Origin of the sequence: Paenibacillus oleatilyticus, from assembly GCF_018998565.1 — a bacterium.
GTDB lineage: Bacteria > Bacillota > Bacilli > Paenibacillales > NBRC-103111 > Paenibacillus_G > Paenibacillus_G oleatilyticus.
Window position 1 is genome coordinate 316,450 of sequence record NZ_JAHNZO010000002.1, and the last position, 21,149, is coordinate 337,598.

A 21,149-nucleotide genomic window follows, 5' to 3' on the forward strand; every position below is an offset into this window, starting at 1 on the left:
GATGAGACAACGAAAGATGAACATCATGCTTTGCTTTCTTGCCATGACGATCGTTGTAGCGGGATGCGCAAAATCAACGGCAACGAACCATGCGGACGCTGAAGTTAAGGTTACCGACTCCAAACCTGATGCGAATGCAACCACAAACAAAAAAGTCGTCAGCATGTCGGGGAAAGAAGTCGAACTGCCGGGCAAAATAACAAGAGTCGTCAATACCTGGCCGTCGTCTGCAACCATGATGATTTTCTTAGGGGCCGGCGATAAATTAGTCGGCGTACATAAATATGTGAAAACTTTGCCCTTTAATAAGCTTATTTATCCGAAGCTGGAGCAAATTCCAACGGCTGAAGAGAATCCTGAGGAATTGCTGAAGCTGGACCCGGAAGTGATCATAACTGCCAGCGACGATAATATAAAAAGCTACACCCAAGTCGGTTTAAAGGGTGTAAATCTAATGTTCAACAATTATAAAACCATGAAACAATCCGTTTCTGCTTTAGGCGATATTTTAGGCGGTGATTACAAAAGTAAAACAGATCGATTAGTCGCCTACATTGACGGAAATCTAAACAAGGTTCAAGACAAGTTCAAAAACTTACAGGAAGAAGATAAACCGGTCGTTTATTATGCGGTTGATAATATGTACTCCACAACTGGCGCCGGGACCATTATGGAAGAATGGGTGACCAACGGCGGAGGGAAATTTGCAACCTCCGATTTGGGGAAAGGCATGCGGGTGACCGTGACCCCGGAAGATATTTTAAAGAAAAATCCCGACATCATCGTCGTCAGTGGCGGAGAAGGGAGCAAGAAGGTTGTACAGAGCTTCAAAACAGCTCCGGAGTGGAGTGAAATTAAAGCGGTAAAAAACAATAAAATATTCGTAATCCCATCCGGCTGTTTTGCTTGGGACCGCTTTGGGGCGGAAAGCGCATTGCAAATTTTGTGGGCGGCGGCGACGTTCCATCCCGATTTGTTCGTGATGGATATGAAAGAGGAAACCAGAAAGTTTTATAAGGAATATTCGAATTTCGACATGACCGATCAGCAGCTGGAGCAGCTGTTAAAAGGAGAAGTTGTTAAATAAAAAAACGGGTGAGCAGAAGATGGAAGCGTTAAAGCAAAAGGCTGGTTCATACAGCAAGGTTAGAGATTACATGCTTTTGTTAACGTTATGGCTCCTGCTGTTCGTCCTTTCGGTCGCAGCGCTTTGCTTAGGGCGATATGGTATTCCGATTTCGGATGTTTTGGATGTTTTATCCTCAAAACTGCTTGGAAAGCCGTCAAATGTAAATCAAACCATTGAAAATATTATTTTGAATTTAAGATTGCCCAGAATCATCGCTTCCATTGTGATCGGGGGTTCACTGGCATTGGCCGGGGCCGCATACCAAGGGATTTTTAGAAATCCTTTGGTTTCCCCGGACATTTTAGGTGTTTCTTCCGGTGCGGGGCTGGGGGCTGCTTTAGCCATACTTTTTCAATTGGGGACATTCGGTTTACAAATCTCCTCCTTGGCCGTTATGATAACAAGCGCGATTCCGAAGTTCATGAAAAATCGTTCAACCATCATTCTCGTCTTAGGGGGAATTATCGTGAACGGAATGATGGTTTCTTTATTAGGATTGGCCAAATATATGATGGATACCGAGAATAAGCTTGCGGAGCTTACCTATTGGCTTCTGGGCAGCTTAGCCAAAATCTCCAAGGGCGATATATGGATAATCTCCATTCCCATGGTGATCTCAATGCTGCTGCTGCTCGCTATCCGATGGAGAGTCAATATTCTTGCTTTAGGAGAAAGCGAGGCTAAAAACCTGGGCGTCCATACGGAGTTTTATCGCGGTCTCGTCATCGTATTATCTACAGTTTTAACCGCTTGTGCCGTATGTGTTAGCGGAACCATCGGTTGGATCGGGCTAATCGTTCCTCATTTGGGACGAATGCTGATTGGGCCGGACAATAAAAGGTTATTTCCTCTTTCTATCATCCTAGGAGGAGGATTTTTGTTAATGATTGATACGCTATCAAGAATCGTTTCCCCGGCAGAATTGCCCATCAGTATTTTAACGGGGCTTGTGGGAGCGCCTTTTTATTTTTGGATTTTGCATAAACAAAGGATGAACATGACATGAAACTTGAAGTGCGCAATGTCAGTTTTTCATACAAACAAAAGCAAGTTTTTTCCAATGTATCCTTCAGCCTGAACGAGGGGGAGATTCTTTCGATTTTGGGACCCAACGGGTCGGGCAAGTCTACCCTGTTGAACTGTATAGCGAGGCTGCTTAAAGGGGAGCAGGGGGATATTTTCCTGGACGGAAAATCGATTTATGACTATACCATGAATGAGTTTGCAAAAAATATCGGCTATGTTCCTCAAAACCATGTGCCTGCCTATGCATTTACGGTCAAGGAATTCGTTGTCATGGGGCGCTCGCCGTATATCTCGGCATTTTCAATGCCGTCCGACAAGGATTACAACATTGCACTTGAGGCCATCGAGATGATCGGGATCGGTCATTTGTTAACCAAGCCGTATACGGAGCTTAGTGGCGGAGAGAGGCAGCTGGTCACCATTGCCAGAGCCATTGCCCAGCAATCCAAAATCATATTAATGGATGAACCGACCTCGCAGCTAGATTATGGCAATCAGATTCGAACGATTGAAATCATAAAAAAACTGTCCCACAAAGGCTACGGCATCATCATGACCACGCATACACCGGATCATGCCATATTGCTGAACGATAAAATCGGAATCATGGACAAGTCAGGCCAATTTGAATGCGGCCATGCCGCACATATTTTAAACGAAGAGAAGCTGAAAAAGATATATAACATTAATTTGAAGCTCGTGTATTTAAAGGAAATCGATAGAATGGCCTGTGTAGCCGAAGGGATCTAAAACATCCTCGCGATCTGCAAGGGATGTGCATAATATCATAGAGCGGACGGGGGAGACAATTATATGATGGTTATGCAATAAGGTGCGAGAGGAGCGACTGTCCCATGAAGAAGCGAACTATAGTGATTCCTCATGAACACGGCGGTTGGGCGATGGTCAGTGTTCCTTTTCTGCTCGGCCTGTTCGCCGGGAAGCCGCAGTTGATGCATCTGCCGTTATTTATGGGATGGCTGTTTCTCTATCTATCGTCTTATCCTTTTCTTCAGTCCATGAAAAATAAAGCCAACCGGCCGCATTGGATCAAATGGGGGACGATTTACGGTTTGCTTGCGGCTTGTTGTTTGGTGCCATCGCTTTTCAGCCATCCGGCATTGCTTTATTTCGGCCCGCTTCTTCTTGCGCTGCTTTCGGTGAACATATGGCATACGAGACACAAATCGGAAAGGGCGCTGCTTAACGATCTTTGCGCCATCCTCATGTTCAGCCTTAGTGGAGCCGCCGCTTATCTGGTGGGCGGTGGAGGCTGGGACCGGATGATGGCGTCGGTCGTTCTGTTCAGCTTTTTGTATTTTACAAGCAGCGTCTTTTTTGTGAAGGCCATCTTTCGCGAAAGAGAGAACAAGCGCTGGATCGCTTATACGCGAACGTACCATATTTTGCTCCCGCTCGTGCTGTGGGTGGCAGGCCATCCGTGGATGATCCTCGCTTATGCGTTTTCCGCTGCGCGGGCTTTTGCTTTCGCAGGCAAGCCGATGCGTCCTTCGAAGGCGGGAATGATTGAAATTGTGGGTGCGGTGCAGTTTGTAATACTTTCCGCTATGTTCATTCAACGATGAAGGGTGATAAGGATTGGCAAAAGTGATAAGCCGTTGGATACCTTCCCGCTATTCCACCATCGTGCGATGGAACGGAAAAGGAGGGATGATTTACAATTCTTTTTCCGGCGCCATGGCTGCCTTTGAACCGGACGAGGAGGCAGAAGTCCTTCGAGTACTGGGGAAGGGGGCACTCCATGAGGAGTTGTCCGGAATGGCTTCCGATCTGCGCGATGCCGGATTTTTGGTGCCGGACGGGACGGACGAGCTTGCGCAGGCGCAAAAGCTGCACGGTGCCCTGAACGAAGCGAAATCGATGCATCTCGTGATCATGCCTACGGAAGCCTGCAACTTTCGCTGCACGTATTGCTACCAGAGCTTTCCCCGTGGCGCCATGACGCGGGAGACGATCGACGGCCTAAAAGCGTACGTCCGGCAGGCAGCCGAAAGCATCGAGCATCTTACCGTCAGCTGGTTCGGCGGCGAACCGCTGCTTGTTCCCGATACGATCGTTGAATTGTCGGATTCTTTCCTGGAAAGCTGCTTGAAAAACGGCATCAGCTACTCCGCAGACATGTCGACAAACGGATACTTTTTGACGAAAGAGCGGTTTATGGAGCTGCTTGACCGGAACGTGCGCCGATTCATGGTGACGTTGGACGGAACGGAAACGGTTCACGACAGGAGAAGGGGACTTCGTGGAGGCGGCGGAACGTTTGAAACAATCATCGGCAATTTGAAGGCGTTACGTGATGTCGATGCGGCGTTTGCTGTCGATATTCGAGTCAATTTTGATCAGGATAACGCGGATGAAGTGCCGGATTTACTGACGAAGCTTTTCGCTTGGTTCGAGGGTGACAAGCGGTTTCAGCTGCTGATTCGGCCGGTCGGCCGGTGGGGCGGGCGAAACGACGACCGGATTCCCGTGTGCGACCGGACCGCATCGGATGCGCGTCTGTGGGAATTGACGGGCCTTGGGGTGGAGCAAGGGCTGCCGCTCAGCGAGACGATCATCGATTCGCTTATGCCGTCCGGAGCCGTCTGTTATGCCGCCAAGCCCAATGCGTTCGTGATTGGAGCGGACGGACGGCTGTACAAATGCTCGGTTGCGCTGGACGACCCGGTGAATCATGTCGGGCAGCTTTACGCAGACGGAAGCATGGTTCTGGATACGGACAAAATAGCGAGATGGACCGGCTCCGGCGAAGAACGGGACCCCGTTTGCCGCACGTGTTATTTCCGCCCCGCCTGTCAGGGCAACCATTGCCCGTTATATCGGATGAGAACAGGGAAGCGCCCTTGTCCGCATGAGAAAAGAAAACTCAAGCACGTGCTGGAATTGATCGGGAAGACCACAGATCCAATCAAAGGAGGTGGAGAAGAACATGAAGTGGATTCGTCCGGCCATAACAACCGCGCAAGCGGAGAATACCGGTAAAATATTGAAGTCGGTGCCTGGAAATCTTGCTTAATCAGGTTCAACGTCATTCTAAAAAAGTCCAAGTTTTGTTGCTTACCGGCAACGAACCTTGGACTTTTCATTTTGGGGCTATAATTTTTGGGCTAAAGAAGAGCAGAAAAAAACGTGATTGTAAACACAGTAGGCTTAGGCTCGTTGCATTACAATTTAGACAAGAACATGATCGCTGGATAAACGGTCATGTCAAAAGGAGGCCAACCCAATGAGCATTGCTTTTAACGGTTCCGAAACGATCGGACAAATCGTGACCGCTTTTCCCGGGTCCAGCAACTTATTTCAGGAGCACGGCATCGACTTTTGCTGCGGCGGGGGCCGTTCTCTGACATCAGCGCTAAGACAGAAAAACATCGAGGAAGCAGCGTTCATTGAAAAACTAAACCGGTTCTACGAGGAAGCGAACCAAAAAATCGATCCCAACACGGACTGGAACAAGCTCTCGTCGAGTCGGTTGATCGATCATATCGTCACCACCCATCACGCGTATTTGGAACGGGAGCTCCCCGTGTTAAGCCAATTCGTCACCAAAATTTTGCGGGTACACGGTCCGGAACGCCGTGAGCTCGCCAAGCTTCATATGCTTTTTCATCAGATGAAAATGGAGCTTGAGCAGCATTTGATCGCCGAGGAGGCGACTGTCTTTCCGTTAATCAAAGAATTGGAGCTCAATCCGGCCCCATCCCTTGCGGAGAAAACGGCGAATGCGATAAGCGAGCTTGAGGCGGATCACAGCGGCGTCGGCAATCTCCTGCACGAGATGAGAGCCGTCACGAGCGATTACGAGCTGCCGGCCGGCGCGTGCCGGACTTACACGCTGGCGTTCCACAAGCTGCAAGAGCTCGAATCGGATTTGTTCCAGCATATCCACCTGGAAAACAACATTCTTTTCCAGCGCCTGAGCCATCCTGCCGACGAGTCTTAACAAGCGGATTTCCCAGAAGAGGTCGTCTAAAAGGCGACCTCTTTAGTGACTCGAATCACCGAAATACACTATATATGGTGATATAATATTTTCGATAACACTATATTTAGTTTTTTGAGGAGAGGGGGTTAACGGGAAAGTGCTACGATTTTATCCAATCATGATTCGGACTTTTGACGATCTGCCGGGGAATACCTCTTTAGTGATTCATTCTCTTGCCGGCTGTAATTTGCACTGCTTAGGATGTCATAACTATGATGAATTGGTTGCATCCAAGCATGAGCATTATTTGTTGGCTGGTGATATTTTGCAACAAATCAAGATGAACGGATATTTATTCGATGCCCTCATCTTCAGCGGCGGGGAGTTTTTGATGGGAAATCTTGCAGAAATTTCCTCATTTCTTGCGGAACTGAAGAAAGGGTTCCCGGGCAAAATCATCATTAACACGAACGGCACGTTTCCTGAGAAAATACGCCATTTGCTGGAGAGAGAGCTGGCCGACGGGATTCATATCGATATGAAATTGCCGTACCATGCTTTCGATAAGAACGTCGATATGGCCGCCTATCAAGCCGTTCTCGGCGTCGTTCCTACCCCTGTGCTGGTTCAAAACATGATGTCGGCGATCCAATTGGTCATTCGGCACAATAGCCCTTTCAGTCAGGTGCGTACCGTGAAATATCCTGTTTTAAGCGAGGAGTACTTTGAACAAATTCGCAGCTATGTCGATGAGCTGAAGGAGCGTTACAACAGCGAGGTCACGTATAAATTAAACGAATTTTATTTTCCGGCTTGAACGGGAATGGGAGGAAAGGAAGAATGTTTCATCATTTTAACGAAATTATCGAAAAATTCACCTCGGAGGTCGAAGACAAAAAATCGGACTATTTAAAACGCGAGAATAGCAATTTTGTGTACTCTCTGCCCCTGCTGCGCCACAATCTTACAAACTTTGCCGAAGAGGAATTTTTGCTGTCGCACATATTGCCGTCCAAACTGACGGAGCTCTATAAAGAAGGCGTCGTATACATACACGATAAGCAATTAAGTCCGTACTGCATGAGCGTCGGATGCAAAGATATCGCGATGATGGGAATCCCCAATTTGGCCAAAAATATGTTGTCCTCCAAACCGACGAAAAAGCTGGATGTGTTATTAAGACACGTTAGCAACGTCATCGTGCTGATGTCGCAGCAGGTGTCCGGCGCGGTGATGTTGTCCCAATTGACCACCATAGCTGCATCGTACCTGTACTTTGAACAATTGGATAACGGCAAAGCGTATTCGGATCACGAGCTGAAGCAGTTGTTTCAAGGCTTGATATGGGAAATGAACATGCCGCTGCGCGGAGGGTCGCAATCCGCATTTTCGAACATCACGATGGAATTCGGCAAACCGTCCGAGGAAATCAAAAACGAATACGTCATGATCGGAGGCGTTACCCAAAATATCAAATATCAAGATATTCCGCCGATCTATTTTGACCGGATCAACAAGGCGATTATCGATGTGATGAAAGAGGGGACAGGAACAGGGATTCCGTTTACGTTTCCTTTAATTACCGTTCAAATTGACGATCATTTTAATTTTCAGGACGAGCTGTTTCTGTACTTGCTGGAGCAAATGTATTATTGGGGCGGCGTCTACTTTGAAAACTTCCGGACGGAGCCGTTTGAAAATGAATATTACAAAAAACGCAACCCTTTGTTGAAACCGCGCGACCCGGAAGCGAGCCGTAGCTTATGCTGCAGACTGCAGATCGATTTGTCCGTGCTTTCAAGAGCCGGAAGCGGCATTTTTGGCAGCTCTACCGGATCGACCGGCGCCGTGCAAGTGTTGAATCTTAACTTGAATCGCATGCTGATGGAATTTGGACATAACGAATCGCTACTCTTGGATAAAATCAGAGAGGTTCTCGAACTCATGCAGCAAGGCCATCAGGCCAAAAGGGCATGGATCGAAAGAAATAAAGAGCTGTACCCGACGTTTTTCGCCTTCAATAACGATCTGAAAAACTATTTTAACGTATTTGCCGTGACCGGGATGCACGAGGGATTGCATAATATGGGCTTTGAAGGCGGATTGTTGAATGAGGACGGCAAGAGGCTGGCTCATCGTCTCATGCAAGCTATGACTGACATCATCAATGAGTTCATTGTGCGGGATAAAGTAGCCTGCGGGATTGAATATGCTCCCGGGGAGAACGCAGCGATCAAGCTCGCCCGGCATGATTTGAAATGGGGGAAACAGCATGGACGGCATGTCTATGTTCAGGGCAGCGGCGATAACGTATACCTGACGTCCGGGTGCATGCTTCCGTTTAGTGAAGAAGACTTCCTCAAGCAAATCGAAAACAGTGCGGAATTTCAGGGGTATGCCACATCGGGAAGCATTCTCCATCATTTTGTGGAAAGCAAGCTTGCACCGGGCCAACTCGCGCAATATCTCAGTAAAATATTCGAAAAGCCGATTAACTACATCACGCTTACGCCTACCCTTACAAGCTGCTTAAGCTGCAATCGGCAATTGGTGGCGCAGGACGGAAAGCATATCGGGAATTGTCCGGTTTGCGGCAGTGACGATATCGCCACATTCAGCCGTGTGATCGGTTATGTAAAGATGATCTCCAGAAAAAGCATCAAGGTGGATAAGGAAGGTTGTTATCACGGGGAGTTCAACTTCTGGAGCAAAGCAAGAAGGTTTGACTGGAATACGAGAAAGCGAGTGAAGGTTGAAGAGCTGTAACAACGATGGTGAAAAGGGGAGTAGACATGACAAAGTTCACAAGGTATGTGATTTTGTTGTCGCTGAATCCTGGTAAGAAATTGACAGAAGAACTGATCCGAAAACACATTGCTTTCCAGCGCAAGCTGGAGAAAAATGGCCAACTGGAGCTTTGCGGACCGTTCTCCGATTACAGGGAGGGATGATGATTATCCGTGCTTCTTGCTACGAAGAAGCGCGGAGCATCGCCGAATCGGATCCGTTTGTATCGACTGGAACAGAAAGCTACGAACTGCGCACGTGGCAGCTTTCCTGCGAAGAAAACAATCATCTGGGCGCAGGATAGCGGGATGCCGGTTATTCAAGTAATTTATGTCTATTTTGTGAAAGTGAGTTATTTTACGCTGTATAACTACGGTTTATGATGATTTGCATCACAGTGATGAAATCGTGAGAAATGTTATTTTCAAAATGTTCCTGTTGAAAAGAAACATTCCGTAAAGGAGGCATCGTTACACTTGGGAAGGGGAGGCGGCGCGCCGGTTGCCGACTTGCGCCGCAGCCACGTCTTGTGCCCCAGGCATAAGCCCGAAATGAACTTTATGAAATTGGAACGATGACGATTGACTAAGAAGTGGAGGGGAAAAGGATGGATGTTCGAAAGCTCCAATTGCCGTTGCAAACGGTAAGTCTTATTCTCGGTTTTGCGGTTTGGGTGATTCTGTCTTCGCTCATGCCTTTCATCAAGTCGGACATCCCGATGACTCCGGGCCAGCTGTCCTGGGTAACGGCCGTGCCGGTGATTCTGGGTTCGGTCCTGCGTATTCCGATCGGTTTCTGGACGAATAAATACGGCGCGAGAAAGCTGTTCGCCATCAGCTTTGTTCTGCTGCTGTTTCCCGTCTATTATGTAAGCCAGGCAACGACGTTCGTCGATCTGCTGATCGGCGGTTTCTTCCTCGGCATTGGCGGCGCCGTATTTTCGGTCGGCGTTACCTCGCTGCCGAAATATTATCCGAAGGAAAAGCACGGTTCCGTGAACGGGCTTTACGGCATAGGCAACCTTGGGACGGCGGTGTCGGCGTTCGGCGCTCCCGTTGTCGCAGGCTCGATCGGATGGTCTGCTACCGTCCAGCTGTATTTGATTTTGCTTGCCGTGTTTGTCCTCCTTCATGTTTTTCTCGGCGACCGCAAGGAGCCGAAGGTCGTGACCCCGGTGCGGGAGCAGATGAAGGAAATATACCGCAATCCGCGGTTATGGGCGATCAGCCTGTTTTATTTTATCACCTTCGGCTGCTTCGTCGCGTTCACCATCTATTTGCCGAATTTTCTCGTCAGCCACTTTCAATTGGCCAAGGCAGACGCAGGCTTCCGAACAGCTATGTTTATCGCGATCGCGACGGCGGCACGGCCGATCGGCGGATGGCTGGGCGACAAGTTCAATTCTTTCATCATTCTGATGTTCGTATTCGGCGGACTGACCTTATCCGGCATCTTGCTTTCCTTCTCGCCGGACATTCAGCTTTATACTGTTGGTTGTCTGCTGATCGCGGTTTGCGCAGGGACGGGAAACGGCACGATCTTCAAGCTGGTGCCCCTCTATTTCCTGAAGCAGGCCGGGCTTGTGAACGGAATCGTTTCCGCCATGGGCGGCCTTGGGGGATTTTTCCCGCCTCTGATTCTCGCTTCGTTATTAAGCTTGACGGGCCACTATGCAATCGGATTCATGGCCTTGTCCGAGTTTGCTTTGGTCAGCCTTGTCCTTGTGTTCTGGATGTATTATCAAGACCGGCTTCGTTTGGCAACGGAAATTATTGAAAATACGGCGGAAGCCATTATTATCACAGATTTGAAGGGCACGATCCGGCAGGTGAATCCGGCGTTCACCCAAGTGACCGGCTATACGCAGGAGGAAATCGTCGGGGAAAATCCGCGCATTTTAAAATCGGGCAAACAGCCGTCGGATTTTTATGCCGCGATGTGGAAAACGATCAAAGAGAAGGGCTTCTGGCAGGGCGAAATATGGAACCGGAGGAAAAACGGCGACGAGTATCTTCAATGGCTGACGATCAGCGCGATCAAAAACGACGCCGGTGAAATAAAACATTACGCGGGGATGTTCAGCGACATTTCAGAGCTGAGAAATAAATAAAAAAAGAAACTGAGAAAGCTTCGAACCCGTGCAAGTCTGCGGTCTTTCTCAGCTTTCTTATCATTCCCTATTTATACAGGATATCGTCTTTTAACTCGGCTACATGTGACAAGGCTTGCTCGATTTCCGGCTCGCTGACGCCGAAATGCGCAAGTGAATCATGCAGATGCTTAACGATGGCATTAAAGTGAGCCGGCTGCAGGTTCATGCCTTCATGAGCTTTGGCCATGGATTTTCCCGAGTATTGGTTCGGTCCCCCTAACGCAAAGCTGATAAATTTGGTCTGGTGGCGCCGTTGTTTCTCCATATCGGTGTTCTTAAAAAACTCGTTCACCGTATCATCCGCCAATACAAGCTTATAAAAATAATCGACGACTTTGGAAATGGCCTGTTCTCCGCCGACTTTTTCGTAAAGGCTATTTGTCGCTTCCATGAGAAACCTCCTGAGGCACAATATGTCAACCAATAGCATGCTTCGGATCATTAAAAATATTCATGCTTTCTCTCCAGATGGCAAATAGGAAGGAGGGACTTTATTGAAGCCCCTTATAAAAGAAAGGGATTACAACGAAAATCCATTCATCGTCATATGGGAAGTTACCCGGGCTTGCGCTTTGAAATGTCTGCATTGCCGCGCGGAGGCACAGTATAGAGCGGATCCCAGGCAGTTGTCTTTCGAAGAGGGGAAGCAGCTCATTGACGATATCGCTCAGATGGATAATCCGTTATTCGTCTTTACCGGCGGAGATCCGTTAATGCGTCCCGACCTGTTCGAGCTTGCCCGCTATGCGATCGAAGAGCGGGGTCTTCCCGTCTCCATGACGCCGAGCGCCACGCCGAAGGTGACACGCGAAGCCGTCCGGAAGGCGAAGGAAGTCGGGCTGTCGCGGTGGGCGTTCAGTCTCGACGGCTCCTGTGCGGAGATTCATGACCATTTTCGAGGAACAAAGGGATCATACGATCTGACTATGAGAGGGATCGAATACTTAAAGGAACGGCAAATCCCGGTTCAGGTGAATACGACCGTATCCCAATATAATCTTCATGATCTGGAAGCGATCGCGGACAAGGTCAAGGAGATGGGAGCCGTGCTTTGGAGCGTATTCTTCCTTGTCCCCACCGGACGCGGGATGGTGAAAGATATCATCACCCCGGAGCAGCACGAAGAAGTGATGAAGTGGCTGTGTCACATTCAGCAAAAGATGCCGTATGGCGTAAAAGCAACGGAAGCGCCGCATTACCGGCGGGTTCTCCTGCAGGAGAAGCAGCGTTTAGGCAAGCAGGCTGCGGCCATGGGAACAAAACGCCCGGATCTTCTCGGACGCGCGCCTAAAGGGGTAAATGACGGAGACGGGTTTGTGTTTATCAGCCATACCGGGGATGTATATCCAAGCGGATTTTTGCCTGTCGTATGCGGCAATGTCCGGGAGCGGCCGCTAACGGAAATTTATCGCAGCTCTCCGGTTCTGATCGCATTACGTGATAAAGCGTTGTTAAAGGGCAAGTGCGGGGTTTGTGAATTTAAGGCATTGTGCGGAGGCTCGAGGGCGAGAGCCTATGCCGTTACCGGCGATTATCTGGAAAGCGATCCCTACTGCGCTTATGTACCGAAAGCCTTGGCAGCGGAGTCAAAGATGTTTTTTCAACAAAATTCGCTTCCTGGATCGAACTTGTGATTATCATCACAGTCAATCGGGAGAGGGCAATGCTTTAATGAAAGTGACCAAAAACGAATTATGGAGGTCAAAACATGGACCGGGCGTTTGCATCCAAATTTGCTAAGAATTACTTCTTTACGGTTGTTTGTCTCATCATTCTGATGTATATCGGTTCCCGTTTTTTTACTCATATTGACTTGGCTTTATACGGGTATATGGTCGGTACGGTCGTTTTTATCGGCGGCTTTTTCTACCGGTTTATCGCCTGGGCCGAGCGGCCGCCGACGAAGGTCATCATGAAGAAAGGCCTTCGGCTGCTGTTTCGCAGAAGCACTCCGCAAACAACCGTTGAGCATTTGGCCACCTACAAGTTTATATGGAACCGCGGGGTCTACCGCTGGACACAGCACATTTTGCTGGGGTGGGGCTGTATCCTCTCTTGCCTGGTTACGTTTCCGCTTGTATTCGGTTGGATGTACTTTACGATGGGGGATAACGGAACCTACACGGTTGTCGGCTTCGGCCTCGACATCATGCGGGTCCAAGCGGACGGCTGGATTGCCTTCTTGTTTTACAACGCACTGAATATTACAGCCTTCATGGTCATTGCCGGCGTTTGTATGGCACTGTACCGGCGCATCAAAAACATGCAGGCAAGAGCGGAGCAAACGTTCGTATACGATTTTCTCCCCTTGTATCTGCTCCTGTTTATCAGCATTACGGGATTGATGCTCACGGGGGTGAATATTTTCCTGCACGGCTGGGGCCATCCGGTCATTACGCTGATTCATCAATGGTCCGTCATACTTACGTTAATTTACCTTCCATTCGGTAAACTGGCGCATATTCCGTTCCGGCCGATGAGCGTGCTGGCCCGAAATTACCGGGAGCACTATGGGGAGAAGGAAATGAAAGCCTGCAAGGTGTGCGGCACCGGATTTGTTTCGGTCGAGCAATCGAACGATGTCATTCAAGTGTTGAAGCAAAGCGGCGTCGAATTCAAGATGGACGAAGGCTTCCATCTGGCGGAGTTATGCCTGCCTTGCCGGCGGAAGTATCGCATGTCGCGGTTTGCGGGTGTCCCAACCCACGAAATCAAGTTCAAGGAGGCGAACCAGAATGCAAAAGGATAAGTTTTATCGCGAGATTGAGAATAAGCATCATCCGAAGGAAAAGCTGGTTCCGACCCACTGTTCTTACTGCGGCATGCAGTGCGGCATGAATTTAAGGGTGGATACGGATAGCAACAAGATTATCGGCGTGGAGCCACGGTACGATTTTCCGGTGAACCTCGGTAAAATGTGCCCGAAAGGCGTGACGGCTTACCAGCAAACGAACCATGACGACCGGCTGCTCCGGCCGTTGATCCGGGAAGATTCCTCGAAGAAAGGAACGAAGGAAGGCTTCCGCGAAGCGTCGTGGGACGAAGCCTATGACTTGATTGCGCGTAAATTCAAGGAACTGCAGAACAATTACGGCAAAGATTCGTTGTCCGTGTTCAGCGGCGTATCCATGACGAATGAGAAATGTTACCTAACCGGCAAATTTGCCCGCGTCGGCCTGCAGACGCGCTACATCGATTACAACGGCAGATTCTGCATGTCCAGTGCGGCAGCCGGATTCATGCGCAGCCTTGGGGTAGATCGCGGATCTACGCTGCCGTGGACGGATATTCATCAGACGGATTGCTTGTTTATTGCCGGAAGCAATACGGCCGAATGCCATCCGACCTCGATGTTCCGGGTGTGGGAGGTGCAGAATCGCGGCGGGTATCTGATCGTTGCGGACCCGAGGGAAACCCCGATTGCGAGACGGGCCGACGTCCATCTCGATCTCAAGCCCGGCACCGATCTGGCGCTCGCGAACTGCATGGTCAATTTGCTTATCCAGCAAGGATTTGCGGATGAAGCATTTATTCGCGAGCATACGAACGGCTTCGAAGAAACGATGGAAGTCGTGAAGGCGTTTACCCCGGAATATACGAGTGAAATTACGGGAGTGGCGCCGGAGAAATTGATCCGGGCCGCAGAAATCTACGGCAAAGCGCCGAACGCCGTCGTCCTGTTCGCACGCGGGATCGAGCAGCAGCATAAAGGAACGGACAACGTATCAGCGTACACGAACATGTGCCTGATAACCGGTAAAATCGGCCGGCCCAAATCCGGAGTCGCCACGTTTACAGGCCAAGGAAACGGCCAGGGCGGCCGGGAGCACGGACAGAAAGCGGATGCGCTTCCGGGCTACCGCAAAATCACAAATCCGAAGCACGTGCAGGAAGTGTGCAGCGTCTGGGGAATCACACCGGAAGAGATGCCGCAGCCCGGCGTTTCGGCCTATGAGATGTTCGAACTGATGACCGAAAAAACGATCCGTGGATTATATCTGCTGTGCTCCAACCCTGCGGTTTCCGCGCCGAATCAAAACTTCGTCCGCGCGGCGCTGAAAAGTCTGGATTTCATGGTTTGCTGCGATATGTTCTTATCGGAATCTGCGGAATTTGCCGATGTCGTCCTTCCCTCTGTGACGTGGTCGGAGGATGAGGGTACCGTGACCAATCTGGAAGGCCGGATCATCAAGATCAATAAAGCCCAGGAGCCGCTTGGCGAGTCGAAGCCGGATTGGCAGATTCAAGTAGAGCTGGCCGAGCGTCTCGGCCGGGGCCAATATTTCCGTCATCTCACGACGGCAAGCAAAGTTGCAGATGAATTCAGGCTTGCTTCCAAAGGCGGGTATGCGGATTATTACGGAGCGACGTGGGATAAAATCGAGAAGCAAAACGGTGTATTCTGGCCCTGCCGAGACGAGCAGGATCAAGGAACTCCCTATATGTTTTTGGATAAAAAGTTTTATCATCCGGACGGCAAAGCGAAAATATGCGCGCTTCCTTACCGGCCGCCTGCGGAGGAGCCGTGTGAACAGTATCCGCTCAGGCTGACAACCGGCAGGGTCGTCTATCATTATTTATCCGGAAACCAGACGCGAAGAATTCCCTTTTTGCGGGATATGTGCCCGGAGCCGTTCGTCGAAGTTCACCCGGAAACCGCCAAGCTGTACGGCATCGAGCACGAAGAAACCGTCCGTTTGTATACCCGGCGCGGCGAAGCGTACTTTAAAGTGAAGATCATCGAAGCCATTCGTAAAGATACCGTGTTTGTCCCTTATCATTTCGGACATGAGCAGTCGATCAATCTGCTGACCATTGCCGCGCTGGACCCGATGTCGCGAATGCCGGAATTTAAAGCTTGCGCAGCCCAGATTGAGAAGCTGGCGGATGGGACGAAGGGGGCACTGCTGTGAAAAAACTATTGTATATCGAAATGGACAACTGCATCGGCTGCCGAAGCTGTCTGGCCGCTTGTACGCAATGCGGCGGTCACGACGAGCGGAACCGCAATTACGTTTATGATGTCAACCCGTTGGTGGACCGGCAGACGATTCCGCTGATGTGCCTGCACTGTGTCAACCCGGCATGCGCCAGAAGCTGTCCGGCACAAGCCATCCAGATCACGGAAGAAGGCGCGGTACTGTCTGCGCTCGTCGAGAAATGCATCGGCTGCCAGAACTGTACGATTGCCTGCCCTTACGGGATTCCGAAATTTGATGAAGAGCAGAACCTGATGTATAAATGCGATCTTTGTTACGACCGTACGAAGGACGGCATCCCGCCGATGTGCGCGTCCGTTTGCCCGACTAATACGCTGCAGTGGATTGACGAGAACGAGCTGGCCGAGAAGCGGGAGCAGCACCGATTGGGCAAATGGCTCGCCAGCCGGCAGCCGTTCGAGCCGCTGGAAGGGGAGACCCGTGTACAGATCAGCCTTCCCGGTATTATCCAAGGAAAACAGAAGCTGTTCTGAACCGTCTGACAAAGGAAAGCGACTATGATTAGAAAGCGGGTGGACCGCATGGATAAAGAGAAGAACAACAAGGTTCCGTATAACGAAGACAATTACACGCATAACATTCGTAAAAATCATGAGCGAACCCTGGACCGGCGCGGCTTTATGAAGACGATGGTGGGGGCGGCGGGAGTGTTTGCCATTTCCACTTTGCCCTGGGGCGGACTGGCGGCCAAAGAGCTTGCGGGGCTCGGCCAAAAAAACCATCCCAAAATGAAAATCACCGATGTGCAAGCGTTGAAAGTCGGGGAAGCGGTCGAATTTGCATATCCGGGGGAGCACGATTCGGCGCTGTTGATCCGCTTGGGTGAGAACGAATACAAAGCGTATCAAAACGCATGCACCCATTTGAAATGCCCCGTATTTTGGAATGGCGAGGAGAAAAAAATGGTTTGTCCTTGCCATCACGGCTTTTTTGACCCCAAATCGGGCGCTCCGACTGCAGGACCGCCAAGAAGGCCGCTGCCGGAAATTATCGTAGCCGTCGAAGGGCCGACTATTTATGCAACGGGAGTGAAGCGGTATGAAGCGTAGTTATCGGGGCGTCATCTTGCTGAGTATAGTGCTGCTGCTCAATATCATTTTTACGCAGTATACGATCAACCATTATTATTTTGAAAACTATAAGTTTGTTCTTCTGTTTGCTGCGCTAAACGTCATTCTGTTTCCAATTGCCTTGGTCATTTACAAGAAGGAAGTGAAAAATAGATGAAGAAATCGGAATTTTTCATGGATTTATGTTTCATTCGGGAACGTGCGGCGGATGCGTCCGGGGAACCTTTTGAGCAAACCATTGACGATCAGCTGAAAAGCTTGTTTCCGAAGCATGCGAAATGGAGCTTGGAGCAGAAACAGGCAGAAGGGCTGGAATACGTCGTCGCCGAGGTTACGGGGACAGGAGCTTGGGAGAAGGAGGAGGACATGCTCGCCTATCTCGAAGAGCGGGCCGCTCATTCTTTCTGGGACTGGCTGCAGGGCTACCGGTTAGAGGTCGAAGTCAAGGAACATGCGGAGTGCAGCCATTGCGGCAAAAATAACGTCAAAGCCGGGGGCTTATGATGGAATGGGACATGATGTTATCCAAGTATGAAGGAAGCCGGATCACCGTATGGATTGAAGATCTCTCGGGCGAAGAACAAACGCAGCCCAAGCCGTTCACCCTGTTCAAGACAGCGCTCACGGAAGACCGGGCCTATTTGAAGTTTTATTTCAATGCCGCTCAGTTTCTTTCCGTACCTTTACTTGACGATTCGTTGACCAAGCTGGAGCGAAGGCAAGAAAGAGATTGTTTTATTTCGCATGATCCGAAAGGCAACCTGCGGTATCATATCTACTTTGAAGAACGCGTATAGAAGAAGCGAAGCCGTGCGCTATTCGATGATGTCATCGGGTAGCGCACTTTTTTACTTTTGTAAATTCGCAGCATCATATTCCGCTTGGAGACATAACCTTGCAGGAATCGGCCCATAGAGCGCGAATATGAAGAAGCATTGGCCGGAATGTGCTAAAATATGGTTTATTTCTGAATTTTAGAATAGGGTAGGAGAGAATGGGCAATGAGGTTATTGGCATTATGTCTTTTATTCGCGATACTTGCCGGTTGCGATCCGTCCGGACAGCAAAGCAGGCTCGATGAGCCTGCGAAAGCTTCCGATGCGAATTCGCCTCCGGCCGGATCGGCGGGGCCTGTTTCTCCGGCGATCCCGTCGCAAGCCGCTCCTGCAAGCGGCGGCGCATCGGTCGAGGAAATTGCGGACCAATCGTTTCAGGTTGAGCTGGAGTCGTGGGGTAAGGTTCGTTTTGTGTCCGCGAAACGCACGAATGCAGACGGGCGCAAAGAGCTTGTGCTCAGCTTAAAGGATGCCGAAGATCATACCTTGTATACGTTCCCGCAGCCGAAGCTCGTCGAGTCCTGGAATTTCGAATCCGTCAAAGCGGTATCCTTTAAAGACGTCGATGGAGACGGCAAGAAGGATGTGATCGTGCTCGCGGATTACGTTACCGGAAAAGGCTCGGGCGGCAGCATAGCAATGACCGTTCCGTCCATATTTGTTCAAAAGGACAAAAGCTTTGTATCGGATTATGATACCGATAAACGCCTGAATGCCTCCGGAAAAATCACGACAGTGAGCGATGTTGTGGCGTTCTTTAAAGCGAAGGCGAAACCAGAAGGTGCCCAGACTGCACCGGATTCCGACAATAACGCCACCTTGGCGAAAGTAAACCGGAACCTGTGCTCAAGGGTGACTGTCTCCAACATATCCGAGGATGAAATCGTTCAAACGTATGAGAACGAATATGCCAAGCACGAGCTGGATCGCTCTGAACACGGCCAGGATGAAATGTACCGCTATATCGGCGAGTGCTTTCAACAGGAAACGGACAAATTGCTTGCAAACGACAGCAAGCTGAAAACTCAGACGGATGCTATTCATCAAACGGTAAATGAAGCGATTTCGGAGCTGTCCGGTATCGATTATATCCGTGACGGCGGCGGTACCATGTGGATTCATGGTGGCAACAGGACCATTGGAATGTACGGATATCGCCTGAATGTTTATGCCAACATGAAATTAAACCATCCCAAGCCTGCTTCTAAAAAATATGACGCGCTCGCCGAAAAGCTGGATTCGAACTTGGCTAAGTTAAAGGAGCAAAGGGTTAAAGGGTTAGAGGAACTAACCGATGCTCAAGGGGTGAAAGAGGCAGAGAAAGACTTCGATACCCGGTTTTCGAAGCTTAGCACTGCCCTGCAAAAGTTTAAAGAGCTAACGTCCGATAAGGACGAGGCGAGCCTCTATCTCTTGGAGCTTCTGACGAAACGAGTAGGAGCCTCGATTGACGAACCGAAGAGCATGAGATAACAGCAGGAGCCAGTCAGAGAGTTGCAGATACATACGAAGATGGGGCAAATACTCGGACTAAGCTTCCCTGATTCAACTTCACTTTGTGGGGCGGGGGGCGGCGTTCGGAAGTGGATGCCCCGCCCCTTCGTAATCGCTATAAATCCCCGTTTGACCACTCTGGTTGTATCAAGAAACTCAAAATGATATGATGCGACTTGACAGGCAAGTGATTCAAGGATATTATAGACACAATAAGTCTTTGATTGAGGTGTTGACCATGAGATTTTCCAAAGCGACAAATTATGCTCTGCACACGATGCTCGCGCTGATTGAGGCTTCTCCGGTTAAACCGGTAGGCGTGCAGCAGCTGGCGGAGCCCCAAGGCGTTTCACCGACCTATCTTTCCAAAATTTTAACGAGGCTCGTGAAAGCAGGAATGATCGAATCGGTGTCTGGAGCGAACGGCGGCTACCGACTATCCCGCAAAAAAGACGACATTTCGTTTTTGGATATTATCCATGCCATTGAAGGCAACGCCTCCTTATTCGAATGCGATTTTGTCCACGGCGACGAATGTCTGATTCAAGCGGTAATGAAGGAAGCGGAACAGAAGATGGAGTCGCATCTCAAAGAAGCGAAATTGGCGGATCTGGCCCGAAAGCAAACACAAGATTAAGTCGAGCCCTTCCGTTAAAAGGAAATGCACGGTGCAGTGCATGAACAAGTTTTTTTTAAATTAATCATAGACATAATGAGTCTTTAATATCTAACTTGAGGAGATGAGCATCATGATTTACGATTGCGCGATTATTGGCGGCGGCCCCGCCGGATTGAATGCAGCCCTCGTGCTCGGCAGGGCAAGACGAAACGTGGCTTTAATCGATAACAACAAGCCGCGAAATGCCGTTACGCATGCGTCTCACGGCTTTATTACGAGAGACGGCGTGACGCCGGCCGAGTTCCGCCGCATTGCTTATGAGGAGGTTCTGCGTTACCCGTCCGTCGAGCATCTGCAAACCGAAGCTGTCGAGGTTCACAAAATCGAATCCGGATTTTTCGAGGTGCTGGATGCATCAGGGCGCAGGGTTCAAGCGCGAAAGCTGATTTTGGCGACGGGGGTAAAAGAAATATTTCCCGAAATCGACGGCTTTTATCCGCTGTACGGGAAAAGCTTGTTTAATTGTCCCTATTGTGACGGCTGGGAGCTGCAGGATCAACCGCTTGTCGTCGTCTCCGAGTCCCCGACTGTTTATCATACAGCCAAGATTCTCCTCAATTGGAGCAAAGATGTGGTTGTCTGCACGCACGGCAACTCGTCCTTGTCGAACGAGCAGAAGACACATCTTCAATCCAAGGGAATCGTGGTGATGGAGCAGCCTGTCACGGCTTTCGTTGGCCGCAACGGGCGGCTTGAGCATGTTCGTTTCGCGGATGGAACTGAGCTGCCGAGAGCCGGCGGCTTCGTAACGCCCAGATTTGTGCCGGCCGTATCGTTTGGAGAACGTCTGGGCTGCGAAAGGACGGAGAATGGCGGGCTTAAGACGGACGAATGGGGAAGAACCTCGATACCCGGTTTATATGCCGCGGGAGACGCTTCGTACTTCATGCCTTCCCAAGTGGTTTATGCCGCAGCCGACGGCAGCCGAACGGCGATGGGCGTTAATTTGGACTTGACGGAGGAAGATTTCGGGGAATAAACGCCTAGTTAGCTACCGGAACCGCGGAGCAGGGTAGAGGAGGTGATGGAG

The 21,149-nt window shown here is 49.9% G+C and carries 23 protein-coding genes; 22 read left to right on the forward strand and 1 reads right to left on the reverse strand.

Annotated features, from left to right (window positions below; all coding sequences use genetic code 11):
* The first annotated feature begins 1 nt into the window (after position 1).
* From KQX66_RS04635 to KQX66_RS04680, 11 genes are all read left to right on the forward strand, one after another.
* Entirely contained in the window at positions 2-1,087 is a 1,086-nt protein-coding gene (locus KQX66_RS04635; RefSeq protein ID WP_216790318.1) for an ABC transporter substrate-binding protein, read from the forward strand.
* Positions 1,077-2,135, forward strand: a complete 1,059-nt coding sequence (locus KQX66_RS04640; protein ID WP_216790320.1) for a FecCD family ABC transporter permease — start codon at positions 1,077-1,079, stop codon at positions 2,133-2,135. The genes KQX66_RS04635 and KQX66_RS04640 overlap by 11 nt, the downstream gene beginning before the upstream one ends.
* Positions 2,132-2,905 (forward strand): ABC transporter ATP-binding protein, encoded by a 774-nt coding sequence (locus KQX66_RS04645; protein ID WP_216790322.1) that lies wholly within the window; start codon positions 2,132-2,134, stop codon positions 2,903-2,905. Before KQX66_RS04640 ends, KQX66_RS04645 begins: the two co-directional genes overlap by 4 nt.
* A gap of 104 nt (positions 2,906-3,009) precedes the next feature.
* Positions 3,010-3,741, forward strand: coding sequence for a YwiC-like family protein (locus tag KQX66_RS04650; protein WP_216790324.1), 732 nt, complete (start codon positions 3,010-3,012; stop codon positions 3,739-3,741).
* 85 nt (positions 3,742-3,826) lie between these two features.
* A complete protein-coding gene (locus tag KQX66_RS04655) occupies positions 3,827-5,158 on the forward strand; it encodes a radical SAM/SPASM domain-containing protein (protein WP_216790489.1) in 1,332 nt (443 codons plus the stop codon).
* A 244-nt stretch (positions 5,159-5,402) separates the two neighbouring features.
* The gene (gene ric / locus KQX66_RS04660; RefSeq protein WP_216790326.1) at positions 5,403-6,119 is read left to right on the forward strand and encodes an iron-sulfur cluster repair di-iron protein; all 717 of its coding nucleotides are present in this window, start codon (positions 5,403-5,405) and stop codon (positions 6,117-6,119) included.
* 160 nt (positions 6,120-6,279) lie between these two features.
* On the forward strand, positions 6,280-6,918 hold the full coding sequence (locus KQX66_RS04665; protein WP_253956939.1) for a 4Fe-4S cluster-binding domain-containing protein: 639 nt from the start codon (positions 6,280-6,282) through the stop codon (positions 6,916-6,918).
* A gap of 23 nt (positions 6,919-6,941) precedes the next feature.
* On the forward strand, positions 6,942-8,867 hold the full coding sequence (gene nrdD / locus KQX66_RS04670; protein ID WP_216790331.1) for an anaerobic ribonucleoside-triphosphate reductase: 1,926 nt from the start codon (positions 6,942-6,944) through the stop codon (positions 8,865-8,867).
* A 26-nt stretch (positions 8,868-8,893) separates the two neighbouring features.
* Entirely contained in the window at positions 8,894-9,052 is a 159-nt protein-coding gene (locus KQX66_RS37260) for a YciI family protein (RefSeq protein WP_253956908.1), read from the forward strand.
* Positions 9,052-9,192, forward strand: a complete 141-nt coding sequence (locus tag KQX66_RS38190) for a YciI family protein (RefSeq protein WP_368858143.1) — start codon at positions 9,052-9,054, stop codon at positions 9,190-9,192. The genes KQX66_RS37260 and KQX66_RS38190 overlap by 1 nt, the downstream gene beginning before the upstream one ends.
* Before the next feature lie 303 nt (positions 9,193-9,495).
* Positions 9,496-10,998, forward strand: a complete 1,503-nt coding sequence (locus tag KQX66_RS04680) for a nitrate/nitrite transporter (protein WP_216790333.1) — start codon at positions 9,496-9,498, stop codon at positions 10,996-10,998.
* Positions 10,999-11,065: 67 nt separating this feature from the next.
* Here KQX66_RS04680 and KQX66_RS04685 read toward each other — a convergent pair whose 3' ends face one another.
* Positions 11,066-11,431 (reverse strand): group I truncated hemoglobin, encoded by a 366-nt coding sequence (locus tag KQX66_RS04685; protein WP_216790336.1) that lies wholly within the window; start codon positions 11,429-11,431, stop codon positions 11,066-11,068.
* A 103-nt stretch (positions 11,432-11,534) separates the two neighbouring features.
* On the opposite strand from KQX66_RS04685, the gene KQX66_RS04690 reads away from it, so the two are divergent.
* From KQX66_RS04690 to KQX66_RS04740, 11 genes are all read left to right on the forward strand, one after another.
* Positions 11,535-12,674, forward strand: coding sequence for a TIGR04053 family radical SAM/SPASM domain-containing protein (locus KQX66_RS04690; RefSeq protein WP_216790338.1), 1,140 nt, complete (start codon positions 11,535-11,537; stop codon positions 12,672-12,674).
* A gap of 74 nt (positions 12,675-12,748) precedes the next feature.
* A complete protein-coding gene (locus KQX66_RS04695; RefSeq protein WP_216790340.1) occupies positions 12,749-13,789 on the forward strand; it encodes a hypothetical protein in 1,041 nt (346 codons plus the stop codon).
* Entirely contained in the window at positions 13,776-15,953 is a 2,178-nt protein-coding gene (locus tag KQX66_RS04700; RefSeq protein ID WP_216790342.1) for a molybdopterin oxidoreductase family protein, read from the forward strand. Before KQX66_RS04695 ends, KQX66_RS04700 begins: the two co-directional genes overlap by 14 nt.
* On the forward strand, positions 15,950-16,513 hold the full coding sequence (locus KQX66_RS04705) for a 4Fe-4S dicluster domain-containing protein (RefSeq protein WP_216790345.1): 564 nt from the start codon (positions 15,950-15,952) through the stop codon (positions 16,511-16,513). The genes KQX66_RS04700 and KQX66_RS04705 overlap by 4 nt, the downstream gene beginning before the upstream one ends.
* A gap of 24 nt (positions 16,514-16,537) precedes the next feature.
* Positions 16,538-17,089: a Rieske 2Fe-2S domain-containing protein gene (locus KQX66_RS04710; protein ID WP_216790347.1), complete on the forward strand. Its 552-nt coding sequence runs from the start codon at positions 16,538-16,540 to the stop codon at positions 17,087-17,089.
* On the forward strand, positions 17,079-17,267 hold the full coding sequence (locus KQX66_RS04715; protein WP_216790349.1) for a hypothetical protein: 189 nt from the start codon (positions 17,079-17,081) through the stop codon (positions 17,265-17,267). The genes KQX66_RS04710 and KQX66_RS04715 overlap by 11 nt, the downstream gene beginning before the upstream one ends.
* Positions 17,264-17,614, forward strand: a complete 351-nt coding sequence (locus KQX66_RS04720; protein WP_216790352.1) for a hypothetical protein — start codon at positions 17,264-17,266, stop codon at positions 17,612-17,614. Before KQX66_RS04715 ends, KQX66_RS04720 begins: the two co-directional genes overlap by 4 nt.
* Positions 17,614-17,907, forward strand: a complete 294-nt coding sequence (locus KQX66_RS04725) for a hypothetical protein (RefSeq protein WP_216790354.1) — start codon at positions 17,614-17,616, stop codon at positions 17,905-17,907. Before KQX66_RS04720 ends, KQX66_RS04725 begins: the two co-directional genes overlap by 1 nt.
* Before the next feature lie 204 nt (positions 17,908-18,111).
* Positions 18,112-19,419, forward strand: coding sequence for a hypothetical protein (locus KQX66_RS04730; RefSeq protein ID WP_216790356.1), 1,308 nt, complete (start codon positions 18,112-18,114; stop codon positions 19,417-19,419).
* 259 nt (positions 19,420-19,678) lie between these two features.
* Complete coding sequence (locus tag KQX66_RS04735) at positions 19,679-20,077, forward strand: Rrf2 family transcriptional regulator (RefSeq protein ID WP_216790358.1); 399 nt, start codon at positions 19,679-19,681, stop codon at positions 20,075-20,077.
* Between the two features lie 112 nt (positions 20,078-20,189).
* Entirely contained in the window at positions 20,190-21,098 is a 909-nt protein-coding gene (locus KQX66_RS04740; RefSeq protein WP_216790360.1) for an NAD(P)/FAD-dependent oxidoreductase, read from the forward strand.
* Positions 21,099-21,149: the final 51 nt, after the last annotated feature.

Bases quoted from the DNA above. Each gene is read 5' to 3' on its own strand.
- KQX66_RS04635 (WP_216790318.1), top strand. From the start codon at position 2: ATGAGACAACGAAAGATGAACATCATGCTTTGCTTTCTTGCCATGACG.
- KQX66_RS04645 (WP_216790322.1), top strand. From the start codon at position 2,132: ATGAAACTTGAAGTGCGCAATGTCAGTTTTTCATACAAACAAAAGCAA.
- KQX66_RS04650 (WP_216790324.1), top strand. From the start codon at position 3,010: ATGAAGAAGCGAACTATAGTGATTCCTCATGAACACGGCGGTTGGGCG.
- KQX66_RS04655 (WP_216790489.1), top strand. From the start codon at position 3,827: ATGATTTACAATTCTTTTTCCGGCGCCATGGCTGCCTTTGAACCGGAC.
- ric (WP_216790326.1), top strand. From the start codon at position 5,403: ATGAGCATTGCTTTTAACGGTTCCGAAACGATCGGACAAATCGTGACC.
- KQX66_RS04665 (WP_253956939.1), top strand. From the start codon at position 6,280: ATGATTCGGACTTTTGACGATCTGCCGGGGAATACCTCTTTAGTGATT.
- nrdD (WP_216790331.1), top strand. From the start codon at position 6,942: ATGTTTCATCATTTTAACGAAATTATCGAAAAATTCACCTCGGAGGTC.
- KQX66_RS37260 (WP_253956908.1), top strand. From the start codon at position 8,894: ATGACAAAGTTCACAAGGTATGTGATTTTGTTGTCGCTGAATCCTGGT.
- KQX66_RS38190 (WP_368858143.1), top strand. From the start codon at position 9,052: ATGATTATCCGTGCTTCTTGCTACGAAGAAGCGCGGAGCATCGCCGAA.
- KQX66_RS04680 (WP_216790333.1), top strand. From the start codon at position 9,496: ATGGATGTTCGAAAGCTCCAATTGCCGTTGCAAACGGTAAGTCTTATT.
- KQX66_RS04685 (WP_216790336.1), bottom strand. From the start codon at position 11,431: ATGGAAGCGACAAATAGCCTTTACGAAAAAGTCGGCGGAGAACAGGCC.
- KQX66_RS04695 (WP_216790340.1), top strand. From the start codon at position 12,749: ATGGACCGGGCGTTTGCATCCAAATTTGCTAAGAATTACTTCTTTACG.
- KQX66_RS04700 (WP_216790342.1), top strand. From the start codon at position 13,776: ATGCAAAAGGATAAGTTTTATCGCGAGATTGAGAATAAGCATCATCCG.
- KQX66_RS04710 (WP_216790347.1), top strand. From the start codon at position 16,538: ATGATTAGAAAGCGGGTGGACCGCATGGATAAAGAGAAGAACAACAAG.
- KQX66_RS04715 (WP_216790349.1), top strand. From the start codon at position 17,079: ATGAAGCGTAGTTATCGGGGCGTCATCTTGCTGAGTATAGTGCTGCTG.
- KQX66_RS04720 (WP_216790352.1), top strand. From the start codon at position 17,264: ATGAAGAAATCGGAATTTTTCATGGATTTATGTTTCATTCGGGAACGT.
- KQX66_RS04725 (WP_216790354.1), top strand. From the start codon at position 17,614: ATGGAATGGGACATGATGTTATCCAAGTATGAAGGAAGCCGGATCACC.
- KQX66_RS04730 (WP_216790356.1), top strand. From the start codon at position 18,112: ATGAGGTTATTGGCATTATGTCTTTTATTCGCGATACTTGCCGGTTGC.
- KQX66_RS04735 (WP_216790358.1), top strand. From the start codon at position 19,679: ATGAGATTTTCCAAAGCGACAAATTATGCTCTGCACACGATGCTCGCG.
- KQX66_RS04740 (WP_216790360.1), top strand. From the start codon at position 20,190: ATGATTTACGATTGCGCGATTATTGGCGGCGGCCCCGCCGGATTGAAT.